Origin of the sequence: Celeribacter naphthalenivorans (genome assembly GCF_020524585.1) — a bacterium.
Lineage (GTDB): Bacteria > Pseudomonadota > Alphaproteobacteria > Rhodobacterales > Rhodobacteraceae > Celeribacter > Celeribacter naphthalenivorans.
This window is the reverse complement of record NZ_JAIVLK010000008.1, coordinates 72645-83235: the sequence shown is the minus strand read 5'-3', so window position 1 is coordinate 83235 and position 10591 is coordinate 72645. Positions and strand designations below refer to the sequence as shown.

At 58.4% G+C, this 10591-nt stretch carries 13 protein-coding genes; 9 read left to right on the top strand and 4 right to left on the bottom strand.

Annotated features, from left to right (window positions below; translation table 11 throughout):
* Positions 1 to 30: 30 nt before the first annotated feature.
* Positions 31 to 1116 (top strand): BMP family ABC transporter substrate-binding protein, encoded by a 1086-nt coding sequence (locus tag LC094_RS17255; protein ID WP_226554041.1) that lies wholly within the window; start codon positions 31 to 33, stop codon positions 1114 to 1116.
* Positions 1117 to 1286: 170 nt separating this feature from the next.
* A complete protein-coding gene (locus LC094_RS17250; RefSeq protein WP_226554040.1) occupies positions 1287 to 1628 on the top strand; it encodes a carboxymuconolactone decarboxylase family protein in 342 nt (113 codons plus the stop codon).
* 107 nt (positions 1629 to 1735) lie between these two features.
* Here LC094_RS17250 and LC094_RS17245 read toward each other — a convergent pair whose 3' ends face one another.
* Positions 1736 to 2194 (bottom strand): hypothetical protein, encoded by a 459-nt coding sequence (locus tag LC094_RS17245; RefSeq protein ID WP_226554039.1) that lies wholly within the window; start codon positions 2192 to 2194, stop codon positions 1736 to 1738.
* Positions 2195 to 2395: 201 nt separating this feature from the next.
* Here LC094_RS17245 and panC point away from each other — a divergent pair, with 201 nt between their 5' ends.
* The 3 genes from panC (at position 2396) to LC094_RS17230 (ending at position 5332) form a co-directional block, all read left to right on the top strand.
* Positions 2396 to 3244, top strand: coding sequence for a pantoate--beta-alanine ligase (gene panC, locus LC094_RS17240; RefSeq protein ID WP_226554038.1), 849 nt, complete (start codon positions 2396 to 2398; stop codon positions 3242 to 3244).
* A 12-nt stretch (positions 3245 to 3256) separates the two neighbouring features.
* The gene (gene panB / locus LC094_RS17235; RefSeq protein ID WP_226554037.1) at positions 3257 to 4075 is read left to right on the top strand and encodes a 3-methyl-2-oxobutanoate hydroxymethyltransferase; all 819 of its coding nucleotides are present in this window, start codon (positions 3257 to 3259) and stop codon (positions 4073 to 4075) included.
* A gap of 339 nt (positions 4076 to 4414) precedes the next feature.
* Positions 4415 to 5332 (top strand): pirin family protein, encoded by a 918-nt coding sequence (locus tag LC094_RS17230; protein ID WP_226554036.1) that lies wholly within the window; start codon positions 4415 to 4417, stop codon positions 5330 to 5332.
* 161 nt (positions 5333 to 5493) lie between these two features.
* On the opposite strand, the gene LC094_RS17225 is transcribed toward LC094_RS17230, so the two are convergent.
* Together LC094_RS17225 and LC094_RS17220 are read right to left on the bottom strand one after the other, a co-directional pair.
* Entirely contained in the window at positions 5494 to 6006 is a 513-nt protein-coding gene (locus LC094_RS17225; protein WP_226554035.1) for a pyridoxamine 5'-phosphate oxidase family protein, read from the bottom strand.
* Between the two features lie 3 nt (positions 6007 to 6009).
* Positions 6010 to 6207, bottom strand: coding sequence for a CsbD family protein (locus LC094_RS17220; RefSeq protein WP_226554034.1), 198 nt, complete (start codon positions 6205 to 6207; stop codon positions 6010 to 6012).
* A 454-nt stretch (positions 6208 to 6661) separates the two neighbouring features.
* Between LC094_RS17220 and LC094_RS17215 the strand changes: the two genes are divergently transcribed.
* Positions 6662 to 7090, top strand: coding sequence for a hypothetical protein (locus LC094_RS17215; protein WP_226554033.1), 429 nt, complete (start codon positions 6662 to 6664; stop codon positions 7088 to 7090).
* Between the two features lie 15 nt (positions 7091 to 7105).
* Here LC094_RS17215 and LC094_RS17210 read toward each other — a convergent pair whose 3' ends face one another.
* The gene (locus LC094_RS17210) at positions 7106 to 8092 is read right to left on the bottom strand and encodes a 2-hydroxyacid dehydrogenase (protein ID WP_226554032.1); all 987 of its coding nucleotides are present in this window, start codon (positions 8090 to 8092) and stop codon (positions 7106 to 7108) included.
* A 188-nt stretch (positions 8093 to 8280) separates the two neighbouring features.
* Here LC094_RS17210 and LC094_RS17205 point away from each other — a divergent pair, with 188 nt between their 5' ends.
* The 3 genes from LC094_RS17205 (at position 8281) to LC094_RS17195 (ending at position 10556) form a co-directional block, all read left to right on the top strand.
* Positions 8281 to 8826, top strand: coding sequence for an SH3 domain-containing protein (locus tag LC094_RS17205; RefSeq protein ID WP_226554031.1), 546 nt, complete (start codon positions 8281 to 8283; stop codon positions 8824 to 8826).
* Between the two features lie 6 nt (positions 8827 to 8832).
* The gene (locus tag LC094_RS17200) at positions 8833 to 9594 is read left to right on the top strand and encodes a capsular polysaccharide export protein, LipB/KpsS family (RefSeq protein WP_226554030.1); all 762 of its coding nucleotides are present in this window, start codon (positions 8833 to 8835) and stop codon (positions 9592 to 9594) included.
* Positions 9595 to 9677: 83 nt separating this feature from the next.
* The gene (locus tag LC094_RS17195) at positions 9678 to 10556 is read left to right on the top strand and encodes a cation diffusion facilitator family transporter (RefSeq protein WP_226554029.1); all 879 of its coding nucleotides are present in this window, start codon (positions 9678 to 9680) and stop codon (positions 10554 to 10556) included.
* The last annotated feature ends 35 nt before the right edge of the window (positions 10557 to 10591 follow it).

Genomic DNA, 10591 nt, shown 5'->3' with positions numbered 1-10591 from the left:
CTTCATCACACAATAGGGGAGATGATTTCCATGAAACGTAGAACGTTGCTGACCGCTGCCGCCGCAGCTTCCGCCCTTACGCTGGGCCTGGCCGCGCCGAGCTTTGCGCAGGACAAGACCAAGGTCGGCTTTATCTATGTCGGTCCCGTCGGTGACGGTGGTTGGACCTATGAGCACAACCAGGGCCGTCTGGCCGTCGAAGAACATTTCGGCGATGCGGTCGAGACCATCTATCAGGAAAACGTGCCGGAAGGTGCCGACGCCGAACGTGCGATCACCCAGATGGCACTGTCGGGCGCAGACCTGATTTTCACCACCTCGTTTGGCTATATGGACCCGACCATCAACGTCGCCGCCAAATTCCCGGATGTGAAATTCGAACACGCCACCGGCTATAAAACCGCCGACAACGTGGGCGTCTATTCTGCGCGTTTCTACGAAGGCCGCGCCGTTCAGGGCACCATCGCAGGCATGATGACCAAGTCGAACAAGGTCGGCTACATCGGCTCCTTCCCGATCCCCGAAGTGATCCGTGGCATCAACTCCGCCTATCTGCACGCCAAGAAAGTGAACCCGGATGTCGAATTCTCCGTGGTCTGGGCCTACACATGGTTCGACCCGGCGAAAGAAGCCGACGCGGCACAGGCCCTGATCGACCAAGGCGCCGATGTGATCCTTCAGCACACCGACTCCACCGCACCGCAGGCCGCAGCCCAAAAGGCCGGCAATGTGATCACCTTTGGTCAGGCCTCTGACATGGGTGAATACGCCCCGCTGCCGCGCGTCTCCTCGATCATCGACAACTGGGCGCCCTATTACATCGCACGCGTTCAGGCCGTCATGGATGGCACCTGGGAAAGCGACAACACCTGGGACGGCATCGGCGCAGGCATGGTTGGCATTGGTGAGATCACCGACGCTGTGCCGGAAGATGTGAAAGCCGCCGCGGTCGAGGTCATGAACTCCATCGCTGACGGTTCCTATGAGCCCTTCACCGGCCCGATCAACAAACAGGACGGTTCCGTGTGGCTGGCCGAGGGCGAGACCGCAGACGATGGTACGCTTGCAGGCATGAACTTCTACGTCGAAGGTCTGACCGGCGAAATCCCGCAGTAATCCCTGCGCGACATTTGACTTTGGAAAGGCCCGCCACGCGGGCCTTTTTCATATGCGTTTGCGAACAAAGATATTTTCACATCAGAATATGTTTTGACCCGGATCAAAGCTGCGCCATGCTTTCTCGTGCGAAACACTGCCCACGAAGAACCGCGAACAAGGAGTCTCTCATGTCTTGGGCCGAAAAGAACGATAGCATGCGCACGGCGCTGCGTGCCCTGAACAAAGCCAATCCGAACATCCCCGAAGGCTTCGGCGCCCTGTCGAAAGCCGCGCTTGCAGGCGATGTGTTGGACCATAAGACCAAGGAATTGCTGGCGCTCGCCATGGCCATTTCCGTGCGCTGCGACCCCTGCGTCGGTTTTCACGTCGAGGCGCTGATGAAATACGGCGGCACGCGTGAGGAATTGCTCGAAATGCTGGCGATGAACATCCAGATGGGCGGTGGCCCGGTGTTGATGTATGCCGCCAAAGCCTTGGAATGCTGGGACGAATTGGCCGCTTTGCAATAAGCTGTCTAAGGACGAGACCCTGAATTCACGAAAAAGACGGCCCCGTTTGGGACCGTCCTTTTCCGAAGGTTGCGATCTACATCCTTACCTCAAATTGGTTGGTGCACTCATTTGCGCACGACAGAACAGACCTTGCCGCCGTCTTTCTTGGTCTTGCAGTCCATTTGCAGCGTCTCTTCCTTCTCGCCGACGAACCAGGCGATCAGCCGATCGACATAAAACTTGACCTTTTCGCCCATCGTGGCCTCTGCGGGAAGCCCCTGATCCTCGGCTTCCACGGCAACGGCCTCGGCGCCCTCCTGCAGCTCCTCGGTCCCATCGACATGCTCGATCTCGAAACTCCGCGCTTCCGAGCCATTCTTCGGCGCCGCGACACGTTCAGTCGTCAGCTTGGGCAGGTCGTCCTCGCCCTCGGACCGCATGTAATAGGAAGGGCTCTGAAAGCTATCGACCAAAGCGGCCTGCACGCCCGACTGCGTTTTTGAAATTTCTGCATAGACCAGAACGGAGATCACCATCCCCACCACGGCCCCGACAATGCTGAGCGTCTTTCCAAAGGTGCCCATAGGAATAAATCCCCCGATTTAAAGTTTACCGTCGCCAAATTCTCAACAGATCGTGTCAAGAATGGGGAAATGAGGCGAACATTCCGTGGAAAAAGGTTAAAGCCGCGAAGCAGATGTACGGAACGTCACATGTCGAGCGCTTGCCGCCCCGCTCCGCAGTTTGTAGTCTCCGCCCGACTATAGGCTTCGGGAGGGCTGACGTTGAAAATCTGTCGCACGAAACAGGACATCCGCGAGGCTGTCAAAGGCTTTCAGGCCGCGGGCGAAACCGTCGCTCTGGTGCCAACCATGGGCTATCTGCACGAGGGTCACATGACCTTGGTGCGCGCGGCCAAGGCCAATGCCGACCGGGTCATTGCCTCTATCTTTGTCAATCCGACGCAATTCGGCGAGGCCGCCGATCTCGACGCCTACCCGCGTGACGAGCCCCGCGATTTTGCCATGCTCGAGGCCGAGGGGGTCGATGCCGTCTTTTGCCCCTCCGTGGACGAGATGTATCACCCGCTGAAACAGACAACCGTTCTGACCGAAGAGTTGGACAAGGTGCTGATGGGCGCACTGCGCCCCGGCCATTTCAAAGGCGTCTGCACCGTGGTGACGAAATTGTTCAACATCACCGGCGCCGACAAAGCGTTTTTCGGCGAGAAAGATTACCAGCAACTTCAGGTCATCAAGACCATGGTTCGCGATCTGGATATGCCGATCGAAATCACCGGTGTGCCGACCGTGCGCGAGGTGGACGGGCTGGCGATGTCGTCGCGCAACGTGCGCCTGACGCCAGAGGATCGCCAAGCCGCGCTGATCCTCAACAAGGCGCTGGCCTATGCCGATTACGAGGTCTCCGACGGGCGCTCCGGGCCCGATCTGGAACAGGAAATCCGCGACTTCATCGCCCGCGAGCCCCGCGCCAAATTGGAAAGCGTCGATGTGCGCGATGCCGAAACGCTGGCCGAAGTGCCGGGCGCGATCACCCGCCCCGTGGTGATCCTTCTGGCCGCCCGCTTCGGCGATGTGCTACTGATCGACCAAAGGGTCGCGAACCCTGCGTGAGGAGGAAACGCCATGTCATCCCAAACCGAAACCATCCGCCGCGTGACCGTGCCGCAACTCCGCGCGCGCAAGGGTGCTGACCCCATCGTCTCGCTCACCGCCTACCACGCGCACACCGCCGCGATTGCCGAAAAATACTGTGATTTCCTGCTGGTGGGCGACAGCCTCGGCATGGTGATGCATGGCATGGAAAGCACCGTGGGCGTGTCTCTTGAGCTGATGATCATGCACGGCAAGGCGGTGGTGCGCGGCACCAAACGCGCGCTCGTGGTGGTGGACATGCCCTTCGGCTCCTATGAAGAAAGCCCGTCGCAAGCCTTCCGCAACGCCGCCAAGATCATGAAGGAAACCCAGTGCCAGGCTGTCAAACTCGAAGGCGGCGCGCGCATGGCAGAGACGATCAAATTCCTCTCCGAACGTGGCATTCCTGTGATGGCCCATATCGGCCTCACGCCGCAATCGACCAACATCATGGGCGGTTTCAAGACCCAAGGCCGTGATGAAGACGAGTGGCAATTCCACATCGACGACGCGGTTGCCGTCGCCGACGCAGGCGCCTTTGCAGTCGTGGTCGAAGGCGTGGTCGAACCCCTCGCCGACAAGATCACCAAAGCCATCGACGTGCCCACCATCGGCATTGGCGCGTCCAAAACCTGCGACGGACAGATTTTGGTGATGGAAGACATGCTGGGCCTGAACGACTGGGTGCCGAAATTCGTCAAGAAATTCGGCGCGGTCGGAGAAGCCATCGAGGACGCCATCGCGTCTTACGCCGAAGACGTCAAATCCCGCGCCTTCCCGACGCAGGACAATGTCTACAATAATAAATAAGAGAGCGCCCTTCGGGGCGCTTTTCTTTGAGTATTTCCAGCACAAAGGAAACGAAATGCGCCCTGACCGCCGGTGCATAGCGCTGTGGCGTCGCCGGAAGGGATTTCGGCCCACGGGTCAGGGCGTCTCCTTCGTGCACGGTCATCGGCTCTCCAGCCTGTACCGTGAGAACAGACTGGCGCATTAACCTTAACGCGCGCCTAACATTCGTTTCCTTTGTGCCAAAAATACTCATCCAACGCCGCTTTGCGCGCCACCGCACAGAACCCGTTCGCACAAAGCCGTTTACGCACACCGCCAAATGCCCACATGATGAGACAAACACAAAGGAGTCTCACCATGACATTCCGTCCCGTCAAAGCGACCTCTGAAGGTCAATTCACCATCGAAGGCGCAGGCGTCAATCTCTACCGCGCTTTCGGGTTTCACAAACCGCGCGAGTTCGATCCGTTCTTGCTGTTCGACGATTTCCGCAACGACGATCCCAAGAAGTTCGAAAAGGGCTTTCCTTGGCATCCGCATCGCGGCATCGAAACCATCACCTATGTCTTGGATGGCGAGGTGGAGCATGGCGACAGCCTTGGAAACAGAGGCGTTCTGGGCAAGGGCTCCGTGCAATGGATGACGGCAGGCTCCGGCATCATGCATCAGGAAATGCCACGCGGGAATGCCGCAGGGCAGATGCACGGGTTTCAGCTTTGGGCCAACCTGCCCTCCTCGCTCAAGATGACCGCGCCGCGATATCAGGACATTCAGGGCAGCGACATCCCCGAGATCATAGATGACGACGGCACCAAGGTGAAGATCGTCACGGGATCGTTCTGGGGCAAGCGCGGGCCGGTCGATGGCATCGCCGCCGATCCGCTTTACCTCGATGTGTCTGTGCCGCCGAACACGCGAAAAGTGCTTCCGGTCGACACCTATGCCAACACTTTCGCCTATATCTTTGCCGGAAGTGCGTCCTTCCGCGATGCCTCAACGCCCTACGGTGTGCGGGTCGAGAAAGAGGTGAATGGTGAAGAGATCAACATCCGCGATATGTCCGGGAACCGGACGCTGGTGAATTTCGACACCGGCAATGAGATCGTGGTGAACAGCGGGCCAGAGGGCGTGCGGTTCCTGTTGATTTCCGGTCAACCGATCAAGGAGCCGGTGGCGTGGCACGGGCCGATCGTGATGAACACGCGTGAGGAATTGATGCAAGCGTTCGAAGAATTGAACAACGGCACCTTCATTCGCGATCAGCGCGATCACTGAGGTAAAGCGTTTTTCGTTTAATCTGAAACAGATTGAGCGAAAAACGTTGCCACACTAAATTGATATTGCTGCGTTTCTCAAAATTGAGTTCCTCAAGCTTGTTGAGAAACGCTTTAAACAAGCGCGCCAGACGATGGCGCGCTTGCTTTCAATTTTGTCGGTCAGGCCGCGTGCGGGAAGGCGATCACGACATGCTCGCCGACATCCGGCGTCGTGTCTGAGGCCATATTGGCCTTGAGCATCTCATAGCCCACCGCCAACGGATTGCCGGTAGCCGCCCAAAGAGCCGCCTCGGACAGCGTCATCTCCAACAGGCAAACATGCGGGTTGTCACGTCCACCCTCGAACCAGGCTGCCGCCGCCGGGGACCAAAGCTCATCGAGCTTGGCACTGTCGGTGCTTTGCCGGATCGCCCCGGTCAGGCAGGCGAAAAACGATTGGTCCTGCGAGGTGACACAGAATTGCGCCTGATCGCCCGTGCCGACGTGGCGCACCAGATCGGTCTCATCCGAGGTGATGAACCAGAGCTTGCCAGCGGCCGCATCCGGGAAATGGCTCATCGGCTGCATGGCGTCCTGCGCGCTTGAGATACCGAGCATCCCGGCGCGCAGATCGCCAAGCTCTTGCCAGAGCATGTGAGCGGGATCTTCGCGAAACTCATCCAGACGAGACATGGCTCACACTTTCGCCAGAAAATCGTCGATGGCCTTGCGCGCTTCTTCCTTGGTCTTGCCGTAGCGCTGCTGAAGCTTGCCTTCGAGCTGTTCGCGGTTGCCTTTGGCCTCCGCCAGATCGTCGTCGGTCAATTCGCCCCATTCCTCGCGCACGCGGCCTTGCATTTCTTTCCATTTGCCTTCGATTTGGTCCCAATTCATTTGAGGCCTCCTTTCTCTCTATCTGGAAACAAAACGTCTGTCCTTCGTCGAAGTTCCAAGGCGCGCACAGGCTGACCGTCTCTTTCGCACCACAGATTCGTCAAAAACCTGCTTTCGGGCTGACAACAATCTGGAGACCATGGCCAGATTGTTCATTTTTTTTGCACATCGAAAGAATTTGGCTGCAATGCGGCACAAACCCCCTCCGCACCGCAGAAAAGGGAACACCTCTTACGGCCATGTTATCGAAGTTTTGCAAAACAGCCTATGCTGTCACCTAGGCCCAAATATCCCAAAGGCCTGAAATTCCTTTGAAAGACCTGCGCGGATGACCTCCCCGGCCGCCGCATAATTCACTGAAATCGCAATTCACTGAATCTTTTCGAGGTGCAAAATGACGATACGCGTTTCACGACGGTTGGCTCATCTCTGCGTGCCGATGACCGCATTGTTTATGAGTTTTAGCACAGCTCCCGTTCTGGCCGACCTGAGCACGGCCCCATCGGAAGAGAATATACTGATCATCCGCACCGACTTGGGCGGCAGTGTGCGCCAGCGCTACGAGGAAATTAGCACGCTGATCGCAAATGACACGAAGGTAGAAATCCGCGACGGCTTTTGCTTCTCGTCCTGCACGATGTACATCGGCCTGAAAAATGCCTGCGTGACCTCAAAGGCCCGTTTCGGCTTTCACGGCCCGCGTTCGTTTCTCGGGCCGCTTTCCGAAGATCGCTTTGAGGAATGGAGCCTTTTCATCGCACAATTTTACCCGCCCACTGTGCGAGACTGGTATCTCGAGATCGGGCGCACCACCATCTATGGCTATTATAAGGTCAGCGGGGCCGATTTGATCCAGCTCGGCGTCAAAGACTGTGACGCATAAGGGGCATGAGGCCGCTCACAGCATGGCGGGCACGACCATATCCGGCGGGCGGTGACCGTCGGCGAAGGTGCGAATGTTGAGCATGACCTTTTCGCCCATCTCGATCCGCCCTTCGAGCGTCGCGGACCCCATATGAGGCAAGAGCACGACATTGGGCAGCTCGCGCAAACGCGGGTTGATCTGGTGGCCATGTTCGAAAACATCGAGGCCTGCACCACCGATCTCGCCTGCGCGCAATCCACGGGTCAGGGCGTTCTCGTCGATCACCTCGCCCCGCGACGTATTCACAATCACCGCCGTCGGCTTCATGAGTTTGAGCCGCCGCGCGTTGATCTGGTGATAGGTCGCAGGCGTGTGCGGGCAGTTGATCGACAGAATATCGACACGCGAGAGCATCTGATCGAGACTGTCCCACCAAGTCGCTTCAAAAGCCGCTTCGGTCTCTGGCCTCAGCCGGGTGCGGTTGTGGTAATGCACCGACAAACCAAAGGCCCGTGCTCGCAGAGCCAAGGCCCGACCGATCCGCCCCATGCCCAGAATGCCAAGCCGCTTGCCCGTCAGCCTTTGCCCCAGAAAGGCGGTCGGCGCCCAGCCCTCCCAGATGCCGGATTGCATCGCGGCCTGACCTTCGGGGATGCGGCGCGTCACGGCGAGCATCAAAGCCATCGCCATATCCGCCGTGTCCTCGGTCACCACATCAGGCGTGTTCGACACGAGGATGCTGCGGTTTTGCGCCGTGATCACATCAATATGATCGACGCCGGCACCATAGTTGGCAATCAATTTCAGACGCTCGCCCGCCTGCCCCAACATGCCCGCATCGATGCGATCCGTCACACAAGGGACCAGAACATCGGCGCGCTGCATCGCCTTGACCAGCGCCGCTTTGTCCATCTTTTCGTCCGTGTGATTGAGCTCGACATCGAAGAGCTCTTTCATCCGGGTTTCGACCTGTTCCGGCAATGCCCGTGTCACGACGACCTTCAGACGTTCCTTGGCCATGACCGCAACCTCCCTCTTTCTTTTTCACCCCCATACTGGCAAACTCGATTGCATCCCGGCAAGCCGTAAGGATAAGAACCGGGGGAGAAAAACTGTATAAATGACCGGGGGAATTCAGGCTCCCGATGACGTGCTGGCAGATGGCCGACAGTTTCGGGCGAATGATGAGCAGATCAGGCAGAGTAACGATGATTGGGGATCGATCTTTCGGCAAGGGCGTGCTTTCGCGCATGATCCTGTGTTGCCTTCTCGCGCTCAGTCTTTTGGCGATCGCGCCGACGCTCGGTTGGGCCGCCGATGGCCCCGCGCGCGGCTCTGTCACCAACCTGCCGCTGCCACGCTTCGTGTCGCTCAAAAGCGACAAAGCCAATGTCCGACGTGGGCCGTCTTTGTCGCATCGCATCGACTGGGTTTTCGTCCGTCGGGGGTACCCGTTGGAAGTCATCGCCGAATACGGCCACTGGCGTCGGGTGCGTGACCTTGAGGGCGCCACCGGCTGGCTTCATTATTCGCTGATTTCCGGGGTGCGCACGGCGCTTGTGACCGATGAGAATGTCGACCTCTATTCCCGCCCGGACCCAAGCTCGCGGCTGAATGCCCAAGCGGAGAAAAACGTCATCCTGCGTCTTCAGGAATGCAACGTGTCCTGGTGCAAAGTCACCGCTGGCGGGCAAAAAGGATGGGTATTGAAATCCGGGCTATGGGGAGTGCGTCCGGACGAAATTTTAGAGTAAGTGTTTATGGATCAAATCAAATCTCCTTTGGCGGCCCGCAACATTCCGACCGGATTGAAGTCCTGTGTGATCCATGGCTACGGCAGCTGGCATGAGGCCATCGCGCAGGGCCTTCACGACTTTTTCACCCGTCTTGTGCCCAAGCTGAAAGAGAAAGGCTTTGCGACCTATCTCGTCGAAGGCGGCTCACGCAGCGGGCGGGCTTTGCTGGCGGAGGATCACTTTCACATCATCGTCGGCGGCCCGGCGATCTATGGCCCGACGATCCTGTGTCAGCCCTCCGAGACCGAGACACCAAGCGCGCGGTATCTGAGCACCGAACAGATGATCGCCACGGCGGCCAATTACGACCGCGACGCGCTGGTCTATGTCAAACCGCATCCGCATCAAACCAAACAGGGACGTCGGCAGATCCTCGAGATTTGCGAGAACCACCCCAATGTGAAGCTGAGCGACGCCTCGATCCACGACCTGATCGAAGCGGCCCGCGTGGTGATCACGCAAAACTCCTCGGCGGGGTTCGAGGCCTTGATGCAGAAAAAACCGGTGATCACCTGTGGCAAGACCGATTACTGGCACGCCACATTGACCCCGCGCACGGTTCCCGATCTCAAAGCCGCGATCGAGTTTGGCCCTGAGACCATGGCGGAATTCGATTACGAGGGCTATTTCCACTGGTTCCTCGAACGTCAATGTCTTGAGCCCGCGAAAGACAATTTCGCGGCGCGCGCCTGGGCGCGGATCAAAGACAAATTGATGCTGAATTAAGGCTCAAAATCTGCGCCCGTGGCCTTACCCTCGGGAGAGAATGGACTATAACCCCCCTAAGTGCTTCAAACGGGAATGACGACATGCCAGACCACCGCCTGAACCTCTCAGCCGGCATCGCCTCCGTGACGGTCGCGACCATTCTCGTTCTCGCCAAACTTTGGGCCCTGAGCCTCACAGGGTCGCTGTCGATTGCCGCCTCCATGGCGGACAGCGCGATGGATTTGCTGATTGCGGCCGGGGGCTTGCTCGCGATTTACTACGCCGCGCGCCCGCCGGACAACGATCACACCTTTGGCCACACCTCCGCCGAAGACCTCGCGGCCCTTGCGCAATCCGTCTTCATTCTGGTGTCCGCCGGCGTCATCGGCGTGACCTCTGTGCGCCGTCTTTTGTCGCCCGCGCCGAAAGAGATGATGTCCGAAGGAGCCGGCATCGCGGTGATGATCCTCTCCATCGTGCTGACGATCGCGCTGGTGCTGTGGCAACGTCATGTCGCGCGCAAAACCGGCTCCAAAGTCGTCTCCGCCGACAGCCTGCACTATGTGGGCGACCTGATCCCCAATATCGGCGCAATTTTTGCTCTACTGGCCTCTTCGATGTTCGGATTTCACCAACTCGACAGCGTGGTCGCGCTGGGTGCGGCGGCAATTTTGGTCGTGGGCGCGCTCAACATCGGCAAATCCGCCTGGGACGCCCTGATGGACCGCTCCGCCCCGCCAGAAATGATCGAAGCCATTGAAAATATGGCCAAAGACATGCCCGGCATCTATGCCTATCACGATCTGAAAACCCGAATGGCGGGATCAAAGCCTTTCGTGAACATCCATATCGAGGTGGACGGCGATCAGACCCTGCGCGAGGCGCATGCAATCTCTGCTGATCTCAAACGGCAGATTCTGGACGCCTATCCGAATGCCGATGTGATCGTGCATAAAGACGTCGCGGGCGAGGCGGATTGACCGCCTCGCGATTGAGTATTTCCAGCACAAAGGAA